Annotated in this window: 26 protein-coding genes; 17 read left to right on the plus strand and 9 right to left on the minus strand. The window is 65.1% G+C overall.

Going from position 1 to position 19,074, the window contains the following annotated elements:
• Window positions 1–66 precede the first annotated feature (66 nt).
• The 6 genes from ACTJI5_RS03680 to ACTJI5_RS03705 form a co-directional block, all read right to left on the minus strand.
• On the minus strand, window positions 67–384 hold the full coding sequence (locus tag ACTJI5_RS03680; protein ID WP_054727811.1) for a DUF736 domain-containing protein: 318 nt from the start codon (window positions 382–384) through the stop codon (window positions 67–69).
• Between the two features lie 281 nt (window positions 385–665).
• Window positions 666–1,133 carry a hypothetical protein gene (locus ACTJI5_RS03685; RefSeq protein ID WP_137893783.1) on the minus strand — a complete coding sequence of 156 codons (468 nt, stop codon included), beginning with the start codon at window positions 1,131–1,133 and terminating at the stop codon, window positions 666–668.
• Window positions 1,134–1,259: 126 nt separating this feature from the next.
• The gene (locus ACTJI5_RS03690) at window positions 1,260–1,424 is read right to left on the minus strand and encodes a hypothetical protein (RefSeq protein WP_167346271.1); all 165 of its coding nucleotides are present in this window, start codon (window positions 1,422–1,424) and stop codon (window positions 1,260–1,262) included.
• Between the two features lie 252 nt (window positions 1,425–1,676).
• Window positions 1,677–2,096, minus strand: coding sequence for a type II toxin-antitoxin system VapC family toxin (locus ACTJI5_RS03695; RefSeq protein ID WP_137893785.1), 420 nt, complete (start codon window positions 2,094–2,096; stop codon window positions 1,677–1,679).
• On the minus strand, window positions 2,093–2,338 hold the full coding sequence (locus ACTJI5_RS03700; RefSeq protein WP_054727818.1) for a FitA-like ribbon-helix-helix domain-containing protein: 246 nt from the start codon (window positions 2,336–2,338) through the stop codon (window positions 2,093–2,095). Before ACTJI5_RS03700 ends, ACTJI5_RS03695 begins: the two co-directional genes overlap by 4 nt.
• 100 nt (window positions 2,339–2,438) lie before the next feature.
• The gene (locus tag ACTJI5_RS03705) at window positions 2,439–2,765 is read right to left on the minus strand and encodes a DUF736 domain-containing protein (RefSeq protein WP_054727820.1); all 327 of its coding nucleotides are present in this window, start codon (window positions 2,763–2,765) and stop codon (window positions 2,439–2,441) included.
• Window positions 2,766–3,229: 464 nt separating this feature from the next.
• On the opposite strand from ACTJI5_RS03705, the gene ACTJI5_RS03710 reads away from it, so the two are divergent.
• The 6 genes from ACTJI5_RS03710 (at window position 3,230) to ACTJI5_RS03735 (ending at window position 11,356) form a co-directional block, all read left to right on the plus strand.
• On the plus strand, window positions 3,230–3,961 hold the full coding sequence (locus ACTJI5_RS03710; RefSeq protein WP_054727824.1) for an ImuA family protein: 732 nt from the start codon (window positions 3,230–3,232) through the stop codon (window positions 3,959–3,961).
• Window positions 3,882–5,429 (plus strand): DUF6504 family protein, encoded by a 1,548-nt coding sequence (locus ACTJI5_RS03715; protein ID WP_440859445.1) that lies wholly within the window; start codon window positions 3,882–3,884, stop codon window positions 5,427–5,429. Before ACTJI5_RS03710 ends, ACTJI5_RS03715 begins: the two co-directional genes overlap by 80 nt.
• A gap of 94 nt (window positions 5,430–5,523) precedes the next feature.
• Entirely contained in the window at window positions 5,524–8,844 is a 3,321-nt protein-coding gene (locus tag ACTJI5_RS03720; RefSeq protein ID WP_440859446.1) for an error-prone DNA polymerase, read from the plus strand.
• 113 nt (window positions 8,845–8,957) lie between these two features.
• Entirely contained in the window at window positions 8,958–9,401 is a 444-nt protein-coding gene (locus ACTJI5_RS03725; RefSeq protein ID WP_062183763.1) for a glycine zipper 2TM domain-containing protein, read from the plus strand.
• A 265-nt stretch (window positions 9,402–9,666) separates the two neighbouring features.
• Complete coding sequence (locus ACTJI5_RS03730) at window positions 9,667–10,791, plus strand: GGDEF domain-containing protein (protein WP_062179597.1); 1,125 nt, start codon at window positions 9,667–9,669, stop codon at window positions 10,789–10,791.
• Window positions 10,792–10,861: 70 nt separating this feature from the next.
• Window positions 10,862–11,356, plus strand: coding sequence for a hypothetical protein (locus tag ACTJI5_RS03735; RefSeq protein ID WP_440859447.1), 495 nt, complete (start codon window positions 10,862–10,864; stop codon window positions 11,354–11,356).
• Window positions 11,357–11,826: 470 nt separating this feature from the next.
• Here the strand turns inward: ACTJI5_RS03735 and ACTJI5_RS03740 are convergent, their stop codons facing one another.
• The gene (locus ACTJI5_RS03740) at window positions 11,827–11,997 is read right to left on the minus strand and encodes a DUF1328 domain-containing protein (protein WP_077029184.1); all 171 of its coding nucleotides are present in this window, start codon (window positions 11,995–11,997) and stop codon (window positions 11,827–11,829) included.
• A 372-nt stretch (window positions 11,998–12,369) separates the two neighbouring features.
• Between ACTJI5_RS03740 and ACTJI5_RS03745 the strand changes: the two genes are divergently transcribed.
• The 9 genes from ACTJI5_RS03745 to ACTJI5_RS03785 all read left to right on the plus strand — a co-directional run bounded on the left by ACTJI5_RS03745 (window position 12,370) and on the right by ACTJI5_RS03785 (window position 16,525).
• Window positions 12,370–12,552 (plus strand): DUF3606 domain-containing protein, encoded by a 183-nt coding sequence (locus tag ACTJI5_RS03745; RefSeq protein ID WP_137893791.1) that lies wholly within the window; start codon window positions 12,370–12,372, stop codon window positions 12,550–12,552.
• Window positions 12,549–12,815: a hypothetical protein gene (locus ACTJI5_RS03750; protein WP_137893792.1), complete on the plus strand. Its 267-nt coding sequence runs from the start codon at window positions 12,549–12,551 to the stop codon at window positions 12,813–12,815. Before ACTJI5_RS03745 ends, ACTJI5_RS03750 begins: the two co-directional genes overlap by 4 nt.
• Before the next feature lie 43 nt (window positions 12,816–12,858).
• Window positions 12,859–13,479: a retropepsin-like aspartic protease family protein gene (locus ACTJI5_RS03755; RefSeq protein ID WP_252170965.1), complete on the plus strand. Its 621-nt coding sequence runs from the start codon at window positions 12,859–12,861 to the stop codon at window positions 13,477–13,479.
• A gap of 75 nt (window positions 13,480–13,554) precedes the next feature.
• The gene (locus ACTJI5_RS03760) at window positions 13,555–13,998 is read left to right on the plus strand and encodes a hypothetical protein (protein WP_062179578.1); all 444 of its coding nucleotides are present in this window, start codon (window positions 13,555–13,557) and stop codon (window positions 13,996–13,998) included.
• A 10-nt stretch (window positions 13,999–14,008) separates the two neighbouring features.
• Window positions 14,009–14,668 carry an SOS response-associated peptidase family protein gene (locus ACTJI5_RS03765; protein ID WP_137893796.1) on the plus strand — a complete coding sequence of 220 codons (660 nt, stop codon included), beginning with the start codon at window positions 14,009–14,011 and terminating at the stop codon, window positions 14,666–14,668.
• 60 nt (window positions 14,669–14,728) lie between these two features.
• On the plus strand, window positions 14,729–15,403 hold the full coding sequence (locus ACTJI5_RS03770; protein ID WP_062179572.1) for an SOS response-associated peptidase: 675 nt from the start codon (window positions 14,729–14,731) through the stop codon (window positions 15,401–15,403).
• The gene (locus ACTJI5_RS03775; protein WP_062179569.1) at window positions 15,403–15,582 is read left to right on the plus strand and encodes a DUF6961 family protein; all 180 of its coding nucleotides are present in this window, start codon (window positions 15,403–15,405) and stop codon (window positions 15,580–15,582) included. Before ACTJI5_RS03770 ends, ACTJI5_RS03775 begins: the two co-directional genes overlap by 1 nt.
• Entirely contained in the window at window positions 15,579–16,169 is a 591-nt protein-coding gene (locus ACTJI5_RS03780) for an alpha-ketoglutarate-dependent dioxygenase AlkB (RefSeq protein ID WP_440859448.1), read from the plus strand. The genes ACTJI5_RS03775 and ACTJI5_RS03780 overlap by 4 nt, the downstream gene beginning before the upstream one ends.
• 80 nt (window positions 16,170–16,249) lie before the next feature.
• A complete protein-coding gene (locus ACTJI5_RS03785) occupies window positions 16,250–16,525 on the plus strand; it encodes an HU family DNA-binding protein (RefSeq protein WP_056350296.1) in 276 nt (91 codons plus the stop codon).
• Window positions 16,526–16,534: 9 nt separating this feature from the next.
• Here ACTJI5_RS03785 and ACTJI5_RS03790 read toward each other — a convergent pair whose 3' ends face one another.
• On the minus strand, window positions 16,535–16,957 hold the full coding sequence (locus tag ACTJI5_RS03790) for a VOC family protein (protein ID WP_137893798.1): 423 nt from the start codon (window positions 16,955–16,957) through the stop codon (window positions 16,535–16,537).
• Between the two features lie 342 nt (window positions 16,958–17,299).
• On the opposite strand from ACTJI5_RS03790, the gene ACTJI5_RS03795 reads away from it, so the two are divergent.
• Window positions 17,300–18,214, plus strand: coding sequence for an endonuclease (locus tag ACTJI5_RS03795; protein ID WP_062179560.1), 915 nt, complete (start codon window positions 17,300–17,302; stop codon window positions 18,212–18,214).
• Between the two features lie 14 nt (window positions 18,215–18,228).
• On the plus strand, window positions 18,229–18,387 hold the full coding sequence (locus tag ACTJI5_RS03800) for a hypothetical protein (RefSeq protein ID WP_171013847.1): 159 nt from the start codon (window positions 18,229–18,231) through the stop codon (window positions 18,385–18,387).
• 283 nt (window positions 18,388–18,670) lie between these two features.
• Here the strand turns inward: ACTJI5_RS03800 and ACTJI5_RS03805 are convergent, their stop codons facing one another.
• Entirely contained in the window at window positions 18,671–19,054 is a 384-nt protein-coding gene (locus ACTJI5_RS03805; protein WP_062179557.1) for a nuclear transport factor 2 family protein, read from the minus strand.
• Window positions 19,055–19,074 lie beyond the last annotated feature (20 nt).

Genomic DNA, 19,074 nt, shown 5'->3' on the forward strand with positions numbered 1-19,074 from the left:
ACGCACGCTAAAGCCCTCAAATTGGATATAACATCGCCCGGCCGAGACCGGGCGATGGGCGCCGCATCAATTGTCGTTGCGGCGATTCTGACGGCTCCAGACCAGGTCATATTCGCCCTCGTCGCCAGCGAAGAGCTGCGCGAAGATCGGGGCGATGAAGCTCGGGTCGTCGAGCTTGACCGAAAGATAGGGACGCTTGTCCTGGCTCGTCTTCGACCAGGCTGCGCCGACCTCGGCATCGCCGACGAATACGCGGTGGCTCGGGGCGTTGCCGCTGTGGTTCTGCTCGGGGGTGATACGGACCGCTTGGGCCTGCACCGAAAGGGTGACGATCTCGCCCTGATATTCACCCGAGACGAGTTTGAAGCTGCCGATCTTGCTCATGACGATGTCCTTTGCTGCATGTCGGGCCGCACCAGCGCGGCCTCGATGCGCATCGACAGCCGGCACGGGAGCGCGCCGCAGCCGCCAGGCCCGGAGCGAAGCGGAGGACGGCGGGCCGAGGCTTTCTTGGCTCGCGAGGAACGGCGGAACGCCGGGGGAAGAAAGTCGCAGGCCCGCGGTTGCGGCCAGCGATCCAGCGTCAGCGGCTTGCCGGCAGATGGCGCAGATCGGAGGCCGGGCTGGTGCGAGATGCTGCGAGGCTTCGACGCGAGATCAGTCTTTCAACCGACCCGGTTGAGGAAGGAGTTCGGGCTCAAGCTGTGCCGAGCGCTCCGTCGCACGGGGGGATTCCTCTCGGCTGTCCCGAGCCCCCGCCAGGCTGCAACGGCCGCCGCGAGAGCGCCTGCAATTCCGAGCGCCTCAAGCGTATATCCTCCGCCGATCGCGAGCCCGGCCAGCCCCTTCGCGGCCTGATAACCGGCAAAACCGGCGGGGCCGGAAAATGCCGCCGCGACGATCGCGCGATAAAAGGGCGGCAGGACAGCGCAAAGTGCCCGTCCGGCAACGAGGATGAGAACTCCGACCAGCAATCCTGCCGCGATCGATGCCGGATAGCCGAAGTCGCGGCCGATGAGGTAAATCGAGATGCCGACGCCGGCGTAAAGCGGAAGCGCCACCGCAGCCAGGCGAAACATCAGCACGGCGATATAGATGGCGGCCGCGGCGCCGAGGATGATGATGAAGGTCACGGGCGTCCTCCTGTCGGACGCGCTCTCCACCACCACCGCAGCGCAATCTGCCTCGCGGGCATAGCGAAATCGCCCCGAAGGTGAAACCGGAACCGGGTCCACCCTGGAGCGAAATCCCGCGCGATATCAGCGGTTGAACGGGTCATATTCGCAGACGATGCAAGCGGGGTCGCCGTCGAACTCGTCGAGCGGCATGACCGAATATCCAGCCGATGTTTCAACGAGGACGATGATCGTCATCATCGTGCGGGCGAGATTCCAGCCAAGCGATTGGGCGGTTGAAAGCGGCATATCGAGGCTCCTGTCGGGGAGCGGGACCATCCCGCTCGACAGTCGCCCCGCCGGACGGGGACAGGCCGCAATCACCGCAGCGAAGCGAAGGCCCAAGCGCAGCGCCGGGACCCCTTGCGGGTTGATTGAAGGAGGCCGGTCCTCGGCCCAGGGATCAGCGGCTATTCGAGAGCGGGTGGGGCCGCTTCCGGGCCGGAGACATGGCGCTGATCGAGCGTCGGTTTGCAGGATTACGCGTCGATGACGGAAATCTCATCTGCTCCAGGGATCGACGATCTCGATACCGCAATGTTCGAAATCCCGGCTGTTTCGCGTCGCCAGAATAGCTCCCCGCGAACGGGCGATCGCGGCGATCTGGGCGTCAAACTGGCTTATCGGGCGCCCCATGCCACGGCGTGCCGCTGCGATTTCGGCAAATGCCGTCGCTGCGTCGCCGTCGAATGCCAGGAGGCGACCGGAAAAATCCTCGGAGAACATCAAGAGTGCGGCGGCTGCCAGTTCGTCGCGCCGCCGACCTTTGTCAAGAATTGCGATACCGTAGAGAATTTCCGCCTGGGTGACCGTCGTCACGAAGAGCGACGAAGCAGCTTGCCGCCCGATCCAGTCGAGAACCCGCGGCTCAGGCGCGGCCCGCAAGACTTCGGATAATATATTGGTGTCGAGGAGGATCATGAGAGATCGATGGGCTCGCGCGTGTCCTCGCGTGGCGCAATGTCGAGTTCGATGCCGCCGAGCGGCGCGAAGCGCGCGCGAATGGCCGCCGCGAGATTGCCCATCGGCGCATCGTCGGTAGAAAGCGCCGAGCGGAGGATGTCGCGCACCTCTTCTTCCATCGAACGGCCATGCGCTGCCGCCTGCAGCCGCAGCCGGCGCTTCAGCGCGTCGTCGATGCCCCTGATCGTCATGCTGCCCATGTCGCGTCTCCTTGAGCGTAGATATTAGTCATTGACTGCAAAACAATCAATGACTGCAAAGGAAAGTGCGGCCCCGCTCGAAGGCGGAGCCGCAATGCTGTCAGTTGCCGGGGGCGTTCCAGATCAGCACCTTCTTCGAGGGATCGTCGCCCGGCGCGTTCGCGACATTGCAGAAGATCTCGCCGAGTTCGGGGGCCGACAGCGACACCGAGATATATTCGGCGCCGGTCGAGCGCGCGGTTTTCGTCCAGCCGCCGCCGAGTTCGAAGCCGTTCCGGCGGCTGACCACGCGGAAGTCGGGCTCGCTTTCCTTCATCTTGCGGCCGTTCGGAACGATCGCGATCGGCACGGTGACCATCAAGGTCGCGAGCGTGCCCTCGTAGCTTCCGTCGTCCTTGAGGGTCAGATTTCCAATGGTGGTACCCATGTTCAGTCTCCTTTGATGCTCGGGGACCATCCCCGATGGCGCCAGAAGGAGGGGCCGTGAGCCGCCGTCACCGAGCGCATGCGAGGGCGAACCCCCGCAGGGGGTTGACGGCATTAGGCGAGCCGAGCCCCGCAATCAGGCAGCCAATGCGGGAAAGGTCCCATGCAACGGGAGACAATGGGCCTCAGCGGAATCATGACTCCGGACGCGAAAGCCAGGCTCGCGGCCGTCGCGATTGCCCCGCTCCGCGCTCCGTTGCCGCATCCCGGCGCAAGGGCCCGAACCTTCAGTATGCCCCGCCGCCGGCTCGTACCTCCCTCCGGCCGGCGGCGCCCCCGGCACCCTCGCTTTCCGGTCTTTCATCCACAGCGATGACACCGCTTCGCCGCAGCGCGCCTTGACGAACAGCGGGCAATGAGAACAAAGAAGGAACATAAGACCAGCTTACCGAGTTATCCGCACCTATGCGCCAGTCCGTCGTTCTTGAAGATATTCGCGCCAAAATTGCGCAAATCGAAGGCGTTGGCGCGCGTCATGACGTCATTCCGTTCGGGATCGATGATCTCGACTCGCGAATCCCGGCGCGCGGAATCGCGACGGGCGCGCTCCACGAGCTCGCCGGCAGCCCCGAACTGGCCGACGATGCGAGCGCCACGATCTTCCTCGCCGGCATCCTCGCGCGGAGCGACGGCCCGGTTTTCTGGTGCCTGCGCTGGCGCGATCTCTTCGCCCCCGCGCTTCATCTAGCCGGACTGCATCCCGACCGGCTCATTCATGTCGAAGCGGGCAGCGACACCAACGTCCTCCTCGCGATGGAGGAGTGCCTCCGCCATCCGGGGCTCGCCGGGGTCGTCGGCGAGGTCAAGAAGTACAGCACCACCGCGTCGAAGCGGCTGCAGCTCGCCGCCGAAGCCTCGGGCGTCCCCGCCTTCATCTTCCGCCGGGCCTGCAAGGCCGGCGAGCCTGCCGAAGGCAGCGCCGCTTTGACCCGCTGGCGCATCACCGCGAGTCCGACCGAGGATCTCGGCATCCCCGCGATCGGACGCGCGCGCTGGCGCGTCGCGCTCGAGCGCGCGCGCGGGGGCAATCCCTACAACTGGATCGTGGAGGGCTGCGATGCGACGGGTCGTATCGCTCTTCCTGCCGCACTGGTCGACCGACCGGCTGCGCAGGAAGATGCGCAAGCCGCAGCCTGACGGCAGCGCCCCGCCCCGCCCGCTCGTTACCGCGATTCCCGACCATGGCCGGCGTATCGTCGCGGCGACGTGCCGCGAGGCGCAAATGCTTGGCATCCAGACAGGCATGACGATCACGAAAGCGCGGGCTTTCGCGCCCGAGCTGGATGTCGTCGACGCCGAGCCCGAGGCTGATCTCGACGGGTTGCGTCGCCTCGCCCTCTGGGCAGGTGCACGCTATTCGCCGGTTGTCGCGCCTGATCCGCCCGACGGGCTCTGGCTCGACATCACGGGCTGCGCGGCCATCTTCAGCAGCGAGCGAGCCTTGCTCAAGGATCTTCACCGCCGCGTCGCGGCCTTCGGTCTCAGCCTGCAAATTGCGGTCGCGGACACGGCCGGCTGCGCGCATGCGGCCGCCCGCCATGTCCCCGCCGGGCGGCCTGTCACGGTTGAACCCGGAGCGCACCGTAAGGCGATCGCGCTCCTACCCGTCTCAGCGCTCCGCCTGCCGTCCGCCGATGTCGAAGGCCTTCGCAAATTGGGCTTCGAGCGGATCGAGCAGCTGATCGGGAGCCCACGCGGTCCGCTCGCGAAACGGTTCGGGCGCGAACTGCATCGCCGGCTCGACCAGGCACTCGGCACGCTGCCGGAGCCGATCGAACCGCTCTTCCCCGAAGGGCTGCCGCAGGCGAGGCGCGGCTTCATGGAGCCGCTCGCGACGGCGGACGCCTTGGCGCAGGTGATCGGCGACCTTGCGCACGATATCGCGGGCCAGCTCAACCGCGCGGGAACGGGCGCGCGGCGCCTCGACTGCTATTTCCACCGCGTCGACGGGCAGACGCAGGCCATCCGTGTCGGAACCGCCTCGCCCTCGCGCGATCCCCGGCATCTTGCGAAGCTGCTCGCCGCGCGGATCGAGAGCATCGATCCCGGTCTCGGGATCGAGGCGATGACCCTCGTCGCCGCGCTCGCCGAGCGGCAGCCAGGGAGCCAGGCCGACGCGCTCGAAAATATCGGACGGCGCGGACCCGATCTTCCCGCGCTGGTCGACACGCTCGCCAATCGCTTCGGGCAGCGCGCGCTCCAGCGCGCGGCGCCGCGACCGAGCGCGATGCCCGAGCGCTCGGTTGCTGCCCTCCCCGCGCTCGCGCCCGAGACAGGCGAGAGCTGGAGCGACTGGCCGCGGCCGTCGCGCATGCTAGCGCGGCCCGAACCAGTCGATGTCGTCGCCTTGCTCCCCGACGATGCGCCGCGCCTCTTCATCTGGCGCCGTAAACGCTACCGGGTCACCCAAGGCGATGGACCCGAGCGGCTCCAAGGCGAATGGTGGCGCGAGGGCGGGATCGAAGGCGAAACCCACCTCACCGTCCGCGACTATTATCAGGTCGAGACCGAGACGGGCGGCCGTTACTGGCTCTTCCGCCTCGGCGACGGGGTCAATCCCGCAACCGGTTCGATGCGCTGGTTTATTCACGGAGCATTCGCTTGAGAATGCGACCGGTAGCGAACCGCATTCGCTTGAGACTGCCACCGGTGTTTAACTGCATTTGCGTGATGCGGCCATCAAGCAGCGTTGCTTTCGCATGACCGATGACGGGGCGGCCTATATCGAGCTGCAGGTCACGACGCATTTCAGCTTCCTGCGCGGGGCCTCGTCGCCCGAGGAGCTCTTCACCGCCGCTGCCATGCTCGGACTGCCCGCGCTCGGCGTCGCCGACCGGCACAGCGTCGCCGGGATCGTGCGCGCGTGGGACGCCGAGAAGGTTACCGGCGTTCGCGCGTTGACCGGCACGCGCCTCAATCTTGCCGATGGCACGGCACTTCTCGTCTATCCGACCGACAAGCTGGCCTATGGGCGGATGTGCCGGCTGCTCAGCGTCGGAAAGACGCGCGCCGGCAAGGGCGCCTGCCATCTCGACTGGCCCGATCTCGAGGACTGGAACGAGGGTCTGCTTGCGATCCTGCTTCCCGACCGCGCCGATGGCGCAGCCGAGGCGGCGATCGCCCGCGCCAGTCGCATCTTCGGCGATCGCCTCTATCTCGCACTCACGATCCGGCGCCGCCCCGGCGACGCGATCAGGCTGCGCGATCTCGCAGCCTTGGCCGCCAAAGCGAAAGTGCCGACGCTCGCAACGGGCGACGTCCTCTATCACATGCCCGACCGGCGCCTGCTGCAGGATGTCGTCACCTGCATCCGGGAGAAATGCACGATCGACGAGCTTGGTGATCGCCGCGAGCGCTTCGCCGACCGCCACATCAAGACGGCGGCCGAGATGGAGCGCCTGTTCCGCCGCTACCTCAAGGACAGCTCGCCGGTCGCCCGCACGGTCGATTTCGCGGCGCGCTGCACCTTCAGTCTCGAAGAACTGCGTTACCAATATCCCGACGAGATCCAGGTTCCTGGACGCACCCCGCAGGAGGAGCTTGAGCGGCTGACATGGGAGAAGGCTCCCGTCCGCTACCCCGAAGGCGTCAGCACCGAGGTCCGCACGCAGCTCGAGCATGAGCTGCGATTGATCGGAGAACTCGATTACGCCCCCTATTTCCTGACGGTTCACTCGATCGTCGCCGAAGCCCGCCGCCGCGAGATTCTCTGCCAAGGCCGCGGCAGCGCGGCGAACAGCGCGGTCTGTTACGTCCTTGGTATCACTTCGATCGATCCGGTGCGGTCCGAACTCCTGTTCGAACGCTTCGTCAGCGCCGAGCGCCGGGAGCCGCCCGATATCGATGTCGACTTCGAGCATGAGCGGCGCGAGGAAATCATCCAGTGGATCTACGAGACCTATGGCCGGACCCGCAGCGCGCTGACCGCAGTCGTCACGCGTTATCGTTCGCGCGGCGCCGTCCGCGAAGTCGGCAAGGCGCTCGGGCTTAGCGAAGACATCACCGCGGGGCTCGCCGGCGCGGTCTGGGGTTACAGCCGCGAGGGCGTCGAGGAAAAGCATGCCGAAGCGCTGAACCTCGACCTCGGGGACAAGCGCCTCGCGCTGACGCTCGAGCTCGCGCGCACGCTCATCAACACGCCCCGCCACCTTTCGCAGCACCCCGGCGGCTTCGTGCTGACGCGCGACCGGCTAGACGAACTCGTGCCAATCGAGCCCGCCGCGATGGAAGACCGGCAGGTCATCGAATGGGACAAGGACGACATCGACGCCCTCGGTTTCATGAAGGTCGACATCCTTGCTTTGGGGATGCTGAGCTGCATGCGCCGTGCCTTCGAATTCCTGCACGATCACAAAGGACTGAAGCACGATCTTTCCACCATTCCCGCGGAAGATCCCGCGACCTATGCGATGATCCGCAAAGCCGACACGCTGGGCGTTTTCCAGATCGAGAGCCGCGCCCAGATGGCGTCGATCCCGCTCATGGCGCCGCGCACCTTCTACGATCTCGTCATTCAGGTCGCGATCGTCCGGCCGGGCCCGATCCAGGGCGACATGGTCCATCCCTATCGCCGCCGCCGAAACGGACAGGAGGAGGTGACTTACCCGACCCCCGAACTCAGGCGCGTGCTTGAGAAGACGCTGGGGGTCCCGCTCTTCCAGGAGCAGGCGATGCGCGTCGCGATCGAATGCGCCGGCTTCACCCCGAGCGAGGCCGATCTCCTCCGCCGCGCGATGGCGACCTTCAAACTCACCGGCGGGGTCAGCCATTTCCGCGACAAGCTGATCGATGGCATGGTCGGCCGCGGCTACGACCGCGAGTTTGCCGAAAAGACCTTCAAGCAGATCGAGGGTTTCGGCTCCTACGGCTTTCCCGAAAGCCACGCCGCGAGCTTCGCGCTCATCGCCTATGCCTCGTCGTGGATGAAATGCCATCATCCCGACGCATTCTGCGCCGCGCTGCTCAACGCCCAGCCGATGGGTTTTTACGCGCCCGCGCAGATCGTCCGCGATGCCCGCAATCATGGCGTCGAGATCAGGCCCATCGATGTCAATCACAGCCGCTGGGACTGCACACTCGAAGAAGCGGCCAACGGCAAATATCATGCGGTGCGCCTGGGTCTGCGCATGGTCCGCGGTCTCGCCAATGAGGATGGCGCCGCGGTCGCCACGGCCCGTGCCGGCGAGCCCTATAGCAGCGCCGAGGAAATCCAGCGCCGCGCCGGGGTCGGGCGCGGCGCGCTCGACCGGATCGGCGACGCGGACGGCTTCGCCTCGCTCGGAAGCTCGCGCCGGGAAGGGCTATGGGAAGTGAAGGGCCTCGGACCTGCCGCCCTTCCCCTCTTTCAGGCTGCCGACGAACGCGCCGGACGTCTCCAGCGCGAAGCGCTGGAACCCGAAACGCTGCTCGCGCCGATGGGCGAAGGCGCCGAGGTCGTCGAGGACTATAGAGCGTCCGGTCTGTCACTCAGGGCCCATCCCCTCGCCTTCCTGCGCGACGAGCTTCGCTCGCGAAAGATCATCACGTGCCGGGAGCTTCACGGCATCAAGGACGGCCGCTGGGTCAACCTCGCCGGGGTCGTTCTCGTCCGCCAGAAGCCGGGCTCGGCAAAGGGCGTCATGTTCATCACCCTCGAAGACGAGACCGAGGTCGCGAACCTCGTCGTGTGGACCAATGTCTTCGAGAAATATCGCCCCGTGGTCCTCGGCGCCGCGATGATGGGTGTGCGCGGTCAGGTTCAGCGCGAGGGCGAGGTCATCCATATCGTCGCGCAAAGGCTCGACGACCTCTCCCCGCTGCTCGCGAGCGTCGGGCAGCGCAAGGACATCGCCGATATCTACAAGGTAGGCCGCGCCGACGTCGTCAAGAGCCCCGTGGGTCCCGACCCGCGCGATCCGGAGACGAAGCCGCTCGGCCGCAATCCGCGCGACATCTATATTCCCGACCTCCGCCTCGGGTCCGGTATCATTCCCGGCCAACCCACCGAGGGCATCAAGATCAAGCCACGGGATTTCCGTTAGCTTTCAAATGGCAGGCGGCGGAACTCGACATGGTTTCAGGGGTCTAGATCATGAGGGGCCAGCGCATGCCCCGCCAAGGTCGGCCAGGCACGCAACCAAATGGAGTGATGCCGATGAACCGCCTGATGATCCTTCCCCTCGCAGCCGCAACCGCCATGGTAAGTGCCTGCGCCTCCACGGGCAGCAGCTACGCCTATGACGACGGCGGCTATGGCTATTATGATCGTGCCTATTACGACCAATATGGCCGCTACGACTATGACCGCCCCGATCCGCGCTACAGCGGCTATTATGCGGAGAATTACTATCGCAACGACCGACGCTATCGCGAACGCCGCCTCAACGACAACGACCGGATCTATCGCGGCCGCGACAATAAATATTACTGCCGCCGAAACGACGGGTCGACCGGACTGATCGTCGGCGGGATCGCCGGCGGCGTGCTCGGTAACGTCATCGCCGACGGCAGGTCGGAAACGCTGGGCACCGTGATCGGTGCCATCGGCGGCGCAGCCGTCGGGCGCGAAATCGATCGCAGCAATGTGCGCTGCCGATAGTCGCAAAATAATCGACGGCCGTTGGAACGATCTGGCGGTCAGCGCGTATCTACTTTGCAAGCTCGGGTCTCAGGACCCGACTTCAGGAAAGCCCCGCAGCCTTGTGCAGCGGGGCTTTACCTTTTTGGGCGTCGGATGCGCCCCACTTCCAACTTTGTTAACGCTCGGGGTCTAGGCTGAGCGTGCGGGATTTCAGGAGGTTCGGCCGTCCGCAGGTGGAACCGGTCCTCCCGGTGGGCGGTAATTCTCGGCAAGGAGCTGAGCGATGTCGACCCCGGTCAAATATTCACCCGATGCGATCGAGATCGAGCTGATCCGAAGTCTCTACGATGGCCTGCTGCCCTCGCTCGTGATGTCGCTCGGCTTTCTCATCTGCGGGGCGCTGATCATCGAACAATCGGGCGACATGCTGATCGCGGGACCCTATGCGATCGGCGTCCTCGCCTCGATCGCCCGGCTCCTCGTCGCCTCGTGCGACGCAGCTGCCGCGGATAATCCCGCGATCACACTCGGTGAGGCCCGCCGGCTCGAGCGCCGCTATGCGGCGAGCTATATCGTCTTTGCAGCCATGCTCGGCTTCTTCGCGGCGCGCGCGCTTGCCCTCCCCGATCCAGCCATCGACAAGCTCGCGATCTGTCTCGTCATCGGCTATGCGGCGGGCGTCGCGGCGGGGACGAGCCTTCGCCCGCGCATCGCCATCGCCGCGCTCCTTCTCGCCGTCATGCCGCCGGTCGTCACGATGCTCGTTGCCGGAAAGCCACTCCACATCGCGACCGCGCTGATGACCGCCGCTTTCCTAGCGGGCGGTATCTTCAGCTTGCGCAAACGACACGCCCGCGCCCTCGACGACATTGGCCGGCGGCTCACCTTCGCCTCGCTCGCGCGAAGCGACGGGCTCACGGACTTGCCCAACCGGCTGGCGCTGCGCGAATGGTTCGACCGCCATGTACGCGCCGCTAAGCTCCGCCCGATCGCACTACACTGCCTCGACCTCAACGGCTTCAAACCTGTGAACGACAGCTTCGGCCATCCCGTCGGCGACGCGTTGCTCACCGCGGTCGCGAGAAGAATTTCGGGAACCTTGCGCGAAGGCGACATTGCCGCGCGGCTGGGAGGCGACGAGTTCGTGATCATCCAGCTTCAGATCGGCAATCCTGACGAGGCCTATATGCTCGCGGAACGCGTCGCAGCCTCGATCGCGCGTCCCTTTGCCGTCGGAAGCCATGATATCCGCGTCTCGGCGTCGATCGGTTACATCGTCTGCGACGACCTGTCGCGCGACCTTGAACAACTGATCAGCCTCGCCGACGAGGCGCTCTACACCGCAAAGCGAAGCGGCCGCGGCATATGCCGATATCAGGATGCTGCCGAGGTACAGGCAGCGGCTTAAAAACGGCCAGGGAGCAGCAACATCCGTTCACGTCGCGCGTTGGTGCTGCGAGGGGAATCGAGGATGAATGATGCCCCGTATTCTATTGCTCATGACGTCCGTCCTCGCAATCGGTGCCGCCACCCTTTCGCTCCAGTCCTGCGGCAGCGAACCGGTTGAGGCCGCACCGCCGGAAGCAGTGACGAGCGCGCTCGTCACGCTTCCCGATGGATCGACGATGGCGGCAGCATCCGGATCGCTCACGCGCGAGATGGCCGATTGGCTTGCATCGCGCGATGGCCAAAGCGAGACATTCACTTTTCATGGCTTCGACGAAGACAGGCCCAAATTGACGAGCATCGGTCTCGGCCGAGCCGCGGACCTCGCCACCGTCCTTCGCGCGGCTCCGGCCGCGACGATCGAAATCGCCGGCGACGAAGCCCAGATCAGCCTCCTCGCCCATTTGCTCGAGGATCGCGGCATCGCATCCGAACGGATGAAGATCGTCCCGGCGGCCGGGATCGGAACGGCGATGCTGACGCTCCATCGCGGCTCCATGTCTCCGCTGATGACGGCAAAGTCCTGAACCTCTATGAGGTGAATGAAGGCCAGCTTTAGCCTGCCAAGTCCTCGAACCACCGCGCGTAGGGCGTGTTGACTGCCATATGCCGGTTATAGTCCGGGGCTCCATCGTCCCACCACACCGGTCCGCGCTCGCCAAGCGCGCGTTTCGACCGATCGATCGCCGAGCGGGCCCGCCGAAGCGCGACGCCATCCCTTGCTGCGAGCGCAGTTCGCACGTTCCGCCGGGCAGTCATTAGTTCGGAAACAAGTCGCTCGCGCTGGCCAGGCTCAAGCGCCGGGTTCGACATACGCCAAAGGCGGCCGCGAATGACGAAATAGCGGCCGTCGGGGGTGACTTGGATTGTGTCGGGCCGCTGCTCAGACACGGCCGAAAAAGGAAGGCGATATAGTCGTGTGCCGGCGACCGAGGGGTTTGTGATCGCCGGCACCCGTGAGGATGGCAAAGTCGGAAACTTCGGCCATCCCGGAAACTCAGGGCAATGTGCGGCGTCCGCGCCCGAATACGAAGGCGACGATGAAGAGGACGACGCCGATCACGAGCAAGATCTTGGCGAAGTCGGCCGAAAGGCCGGCGATGCCGCCGAAGCCGAGAAGCGCCGCGACGAGCGCGACGACGGCAAAGATGATAGCCCATCTGAACATGATAAATCTCCCGTCTGGACGCAGTCCGCCAGTCGCCCGACCGCGTGAGCGGGGGACGGTGAAAGCTGCGCCGATTCATCCGTGGTGGATGTCCGGGGTAACGCTGGCTCGTTTAGAAAGTTCCGCGCCGAGCGCGCCTCCGCATCCCCGGAATAACCTGTGTTAATCCGAAAAATTTTCTCGGGAACGCTTGCCGTCGTCGGCGCGTCATTCGGGGTTGAGAGCGCCACTCCGCTCAACCGGCGAAAGAGGTATCGAAGGCAAGGTGCCGACAGAATCGCGGCACAGACAGGCGCAGATTGCTGCGCCTTCTGGGCCGGGCCGCAGCTCCCGCGCGGCCCGGCTTCGCGAGCGCAGACACAGGAGACCATCATGGCGGATGACAAGAGACTGACGGGCGCCTCCGATCGCGATCGGATCAGCCTTTCCGAAGATTATGAGATCCGCGATTGGACCGAGAGCCTCGGCGTGGGCGAAGAAGAACTTCGCGAGGCGGTCGATGCTGTCGGAAACAGCGCGGACGCGGTCCGCGCCTATCTGAACCACGGCCGATGACTCGGGACACTGCAGCAACGGCTCCGGTCGAGCGGATAGCCAGGGTCCTTGCCGGACATGAGCTCAGCCGGAACGGCGAAGGCGAACTGCGGTCGGCGGCCGATGCCGTCGACATGCTCTGGCCGGAGTATACCGCCGCGGCGCTCGCTATCCTCAAGACGATGCGGGAGCCGAGCGGGCGCATGCTGGCAGTCGGGGATGCCGGGGTGTGGGAAAGAATGATCACCGCGGCGATCGAGGACGAGACGATCTCCGAGAGCTGATCGTTCAGCCACGCGACACGAGGCCGGTGGTAAAGCCGCCGATATGCCTCTCACCACCGATCTCCCTTGGGAGCAACTCGCGATCTATGCGGCTGGCGCCGCGCTCGTCTTGATCCTGCTGTTCAAGATCCCCTATGTCGGCCGCGTGCTGCGCGGCCTCTTCTCCTTCGCGCTTCTCGCCTTCGCGATCTTCCTCATTCTTCAGCACGCCCCCTTCGATCCGAACCTCGGCCGCCTCACCGCGGCGATTGGTCTCGATCGACAGCAGGTCGTCGGCAGCGAGGTGCGCATTCCCATGGCGCGCGACGGACATTTCTGGGTCGATGCCGAAATCAATGGCGTTAAGCGAAGGATGCTCGTCGACAGCGGCGCCACCGTGACCGCGCTATCGCAGGAGACCGCCCGCGCAGCCGGGGTCGAGGCCGATGCAACGCTGCTGCCGCTCCTGATGCAGACCGCGAACGGGACGGTGCGGGCCGAGGCCGGAACGGTCGATGCGCTCGCGGTCGGCGCCATCGAGGTACAGCGGCTGAAGGTCGTGATCTCACCCGCGCTCGGCAATACGGATGTGCTCGGCATGAATTTCCTGTCGCAGCTCGCCGCCTGGCGCGTCGAGGGCCGCACGCTCTTCCTTGTTCCTCAACCCGCCGACGTCGACCCCTGATAGACACGGCACGGATTCGCCTTTGTTCCATTTTTGTTCTATGTTCCGTGACCGACTCGCAACGAAAGACCGGCCATGGGTGACGTAATCCCGTTCGACAGATCCGAAGGTGACGACCGCATCGGCGGCCATGCTGCCGCCAATGATTTTTTCGCACCCGGCGGTTTTCTCGCCGCGATCAATGCGGTCCATATCACCGGCGCGCATCTCGCGCGCGCGATCGAGACGATCCGGCATCTTGTGGTGAAGAGCCCGAGCGACATTGCGGAGCATGGCCGTCTGCTTGAGCGCTTCGCGCGCGAGCAGGGACTCGGTGATCACGGCGGCGCCGCGCTCCACGCGCGCGCAATCGCCCTCGATCGCTGGGCGCAGGAATTCGACCCGTTCGGCGAGAGCGACATCAGCGGCTTCTACGCCGCCGGCGGCAGCGCCCCGCTCGTCGAAACCGAGATCGGTCTCGGATTCGAGCCGGCGAGCTTTGCGGAACAAGTCCAAAAATGGACGAAGATTTTCGCCTGAAGCCCGAGAGATGAGCCGCCTCTACACCCTTGCCGCCACGGCTTCGGACGTCGCCGATCATTTCGGCGCCGGCGGCTTTACCGATATCGCCGTTCCCTCGGAGACGATCGAGGCCCTCCCCGGCCTCGTCGTCCACGAAACGAACGGCCGGCGGCACCTTCGCCAGATGCTCTGGGGCTTCCCGCGCCTCACCCGCGAGATGCGGCTGCGCGGCGATCCGCCGGGCCGCATCGGCCTCGTCGCCGATCTCACCAACCCGATGTGGGAAGGTCTCGTCGTCGAGCCCCGCTATCGCTGCCTCATTCCGCTGACGCACTTCGCGAACCCCAACGGCTCGCCGGGCGAGAAGACACGCAGTTGGTTCTCTGCCGAAGGCCAGCCGATCATGGCCTGGGCGGGCTTCGCCAAGAACACCCCCGAATTGGGTCCCGTTTACGCCGGCATGACGATGGACGCGAACGAGCTCGTGCATCCCACCAACGATCGCATGCCCGTCCTCCTCATGCCCCATGAATATGAACGCTGGCTCCACGGCTCGATCAAGGATGTCATCGGCTTCCAGTTTCGTCCGCCACCGCCCGCAGAAAATTTTGTCGCCGAGCATACCGACGATCTTTGGCGCAGCGGCAAATTGCCGCCGAGCGCGCGGCCCCAGCAAGCGCTGCTCTAGCAGAGCGCCGTTTCCCCCCATGCCCTTCCTTCCCGGCTCGATGCTGATAGACTGACGTCCATGTGCAATCTCTACACCGAGCGCAAAAGCGCGGCCGAGGTTGCGGCGCATTTCGGCGTCGACCTCCCCGTACCGGCGTTCAACAGCGCCGAGGATGTGTATCCCGGCTATTCGGGCATGGTCGTCCGCGAAGAGCAGGGAAAGCGCGTCCTGCGCTCGATGACCTGGGGTTTTCCGCGCCACTCCAAAAGCAAGAAGACGGGCCTGCCTAACAAGCCGAGCCCGACGAACAACGCACGCGACGATCAGCTCTTCAATCCTTATGGTATGTGGAGCCAATGGTTTGCCCAGCCGGCGCATCGCTGCCTGATCCCGTTCACCGCCTTTGCCGAAGCCGTCGGCGAAAAAGGCGCAATGACGAAGACCTGGGTCAGCGTCACCGATCAGCCGCTTGCGGCCTGGGCGGGACTATGGCGCCCCACCGACGAATGGGGCGACGCCTATACCGGCGTGATGGTGGACGCGACCGAGGAACTGCTCGATATCCACGACCGCATGCCGGTGATCCTCCGTCCCGAAGATCATGAGACTTGGCTGCACGCGCCCGCCGACGAAGCATTCGGGCTCGTGCGCAAATATCCGGGCGACCGCCTCGTTGCCGAGCATAGCAACGACCCCTGGAGCAACCGCGGCAGGACGTCGCCCCCGCTCCCCGATATGCCGACCCTGCTCTGATGCTCACCGAAGACCGCCATCTCTGGGCCTGCGCCCTCGCCGTCGAAAAGCAGCATGGAGCGGGCGCACCGCGCTTCGTCGCAGCGCGCATCGGTGCGCTCGCGCTCGCGGGGGATAATGCGGGCGTCGAGCGCTGGAAAGCGATCGCGGCGAAGCTGAACGCACTCGCAAGGACATGAAACACAACCCTGTCAGCAAAAGTGCCCCGGCGCAGGCCGATCTGTTTGGCCGTGCACTGCTTCCCGGTCTCGAAGCGGCCGAAGCCTTCGTCACGGAAGCCGAGGAAGCGGCGCTCATAGCCCATATCGAACATGCTGGGCTCGAGGCCTTCAAATTCCAGCAATGGGAGGGCAAACGCCTCACCCGCTCATTCGGATGGAGCTATGATTTCCAGACGGGGGTTTTCGCACGCGCCGCGCCGATCCCCGACTGGCTCGCGCCGATCGCCGCTCGCGCCGAGCGTTTTTCAGAACTTCCGCCGGGCGCCCTCGCGCAGGCGCTGCTGATTTCATACGGCCCCGGGGCCGGCATCGGCTGGCATAAAGACCGGCCCGTCTTCGAGCATGTCGTCGGCATTTCGCTGGGAGCAGAGGCGGCGATGCGCTTCCGGCGCCGCCGAGGAGACAAGTTCGACCGCTTTGCACTGCCGCTCGCGCCCCGCTCGATCTATCGTTTCACCGGCGAAGCGCGGCACGCGTGGGAACATAGCATCGCGCCGATCGAGACGGCGCGCTGGTCGATCACCTTCCGCAGCCTCGCGAGTTGATCGCGATAGCGAAGGCAAATATTCGCTCCTATAGAGACCGCCCGGTCGGCGAGGGGCCGACCGCATAAGGGAGATATTGAATGAACCATGCCGACCTTTCGGACGCAGTTGCTAGCGCGCTCGGAACCAGCAAGGCCGACGGCAAGAAGGCTGTCGACGCCGTGTTCGCCGCGATCGCCGACGCCGCCGCCAAGGGCGAGGAAGTATCGGTAAACGGCTTCGGCAAGTTCAAGGTCAAGGAAAGCGCAGCCCGCGAGGGCCGCAACCCTTCGACCGGTGAGACCATCCAGATCGCGGCCTCGAAAAAGCTCGGCTTCGGCGCGGCGAAGGCGGTCAAGGATCGCCTCAACGGCTAAGACCCGACGTCAGGCGCCGAAGGTCACATGGCCTTCGGCGTCGATCGGCCAAGCCGGATTCCAAGCGATTTCCCAGGCGTGATCGTCGGGATCGGCGACATAGCCCCGATAGCCGCCATGCGGCGGTGCATCGCCTGGCCGGAGCACCCGCCCGCCTGCAGCCTCCAGTGCCGCGATCACTGCATCGACCTCTTCCGCCGACCCGACATTATGGGCGAGCGCGAAGGCCCCCGGGCCTCCGAACGAGGTCCGCGTCATGTCCTCGGCGAGCTTTGCCTCAAGCCATGTGCCGAGGATCAGACCGTTCATCTGATAGAAGGCGATTTCCTCGTTCGCGAACACCGGCGTCCAGCCGAAGCCTTCGCTATAGAAGCGGCGGGACCGGACGAGATCCGCGATCCCGAGCGTCACGACTGCAATCTGCTGCTGCATGCATCGGTCTCCGATATAGGCTCTTTAACAACGGCAAGGGAGCCAGCCTTGTTCCCGCGATCACGAAGTCCCTATGAATCGCCGAAGCCAGACATCAGCTCGCGCCGAACAATGGATCACGAACCTCCTTGTTGGAAAGTCGAGTACCGCACGGAAATTCGGGTAAACTTGATCGAAATCAATATCATATTACACGTCATTCGGAACAATTCCTCGTAGGTGCGCATTCTTGTAGTGCCTCGTCTCTCCCCCTGGTTCCCGGGAGACGAGGTTCTCTCCCCAGATAATATTGCTGCCAACGAAGAGGTTGAAAGCGCCCCGCGTCGCGGCCAGAAGCGCCCGATGAACCAGCGCCTCCTTTTTATAGCTGCTACTCTCCTTTCGCTCAGCGCTTGCGCGGGCGCCGAGCAAGCTTCGCAGCCCTTTTCGCCCTCTGTCCTGCAAGACCGGCCGCTCACCCTGGCGAGCTGGAACCTCGAATTCCTTGCCGAGCATAACGGCGACGGATGTCAGCCGCGAACCGACGCCGACTATGCCGCCATGCGGCAGATAGCCGATGGGCTCGACGCCGACCTGATCGCGTTTCAGGAAGCGGAGAGTGTCGCGGCGGCAGAGCGCGTGTTCGACCCCGCCCGCTATACCGTCGTCATGGAAGAGCGCGCCGGTAGGCCCAGCGGGACCTGCGGCGGCGAGCACAAGTCGCAGCGCGTGATCCGCCAGGCTGTCGGATTCGCGATCCGCAAGACCATTGCGTTCGACCGCCACCCCGATGTGACCAGCCTCATGCTCGGCAATCCTCAACTGCGCTCGGGCGTCGACATCACGCTCCGACCTGAGCGCGCGAGGCCGCTCCGTCTGCTTTCGATCCACTTGAAGTCGGGCTGCTTTGCCGGAGATACCGCCAAGGCGTGCCCGATCCTGTCCGAGCAGATCCCCGCGCTAGAGGCGTGGGTCGATGCGGCTGCCGAGGCGCCTGTGCGCTTCGCCCTGCTCGGCGACTGGAACCGCAGGCTCGGCCTTGCAGCCGACCGCGTCTGGTCCGAGCTCGATGATGGCACGCCCTCGAACGCCGATCTCCGTCTCGCAGATGCCGGGACGGGACCGAAATGCGATCCGCGCTACGACAGTTTCATCGATCATATCGTCCTTGACCGGCGCGCCGGCGCGGACATGCTGAGCTTTGCCGAGACGCTCTACGGGTCGGGCACCAAGCATTACTCCGATCATTGTCCCATATCGGTGACGCTGGCGCGGTGACGGGAAGAACAACCATGGATCAGGACCTTGTCGAAGCGCTTGAATTCTTGCTTGGCCGGGATGACGACGGCGCCCTGTTCGATCGCGAAACGCCGGAAGGCGGATATCGCTCGCAAGGTCTCGAGAATGCGCTGAGAACGATCCGCCGCAACCTTCGCGCAAAGCCGGATTGACCTTGGCAGCGAGAACGCTGGCCCGAAGGGCCGAAAGCCGCACTCTTGCCGGAGCCGCAGCCGGGGCGGCGTGCGGGCGGGAGCGGCGGGTCGGACGCGGCGGAGCCGTGGCCGGAGCCGCGCGCAGCGCGGCTTGCCCGCCGTGAACGCGCGCGCCCGCACCGGCAAGAAGCGAGGCAAGTGTGCACGCGCGGCCCTACATCCGTGCGACCCCTGGCCGAGCCTGCGAGGCCAGAGCGCGCTCGACAGATGCCGCGCTCAACCTCCCCGAGGCAGAATTCGATCACAGTTCCGACGAGGAACAAGCCGTGCATTGAGCGAGAATGATCTGCCAACAGTCGCCCTGCTGCTTCCAGAGCCGGAGATAGGCAAAAGTCCCGAAGAAAGCCGCGCCGGCATAGGTTCCCGCGACATCGGCCGTTACGACGACGCTCGCCACGTCACCGTGGGACCAAATGCGGCGGTCGCCGCGAAAGTCGAGTGAACTCAGGTCGAGCAGGCCCGAACGGTGCGCCGCTATATCACCCTCCCGCGATCGCCTGACCCCCTGTTGATCGACGAAGATCATGTCCTCCGCAAGCAGCCGCTCCAGTGCCTCGACATCGCCGGCCAGCATCGCGGCCCGCAGCTCTTCCTCGCACCTCGCAATAGCCTCGATCAGCTGCATCCATCCTACTCCCGAATCTG

It is taken from the genome of Sphingopyxis sp. 22461 (assembly GCF_052044915.1).
In the GTDB taxonomy this organism is placed as follows: Bacteria; Pseudomonadota; Alphaproteobacteria; order Sphingomonadales; family Sphingomonadaceae; genus Sphingopyxis.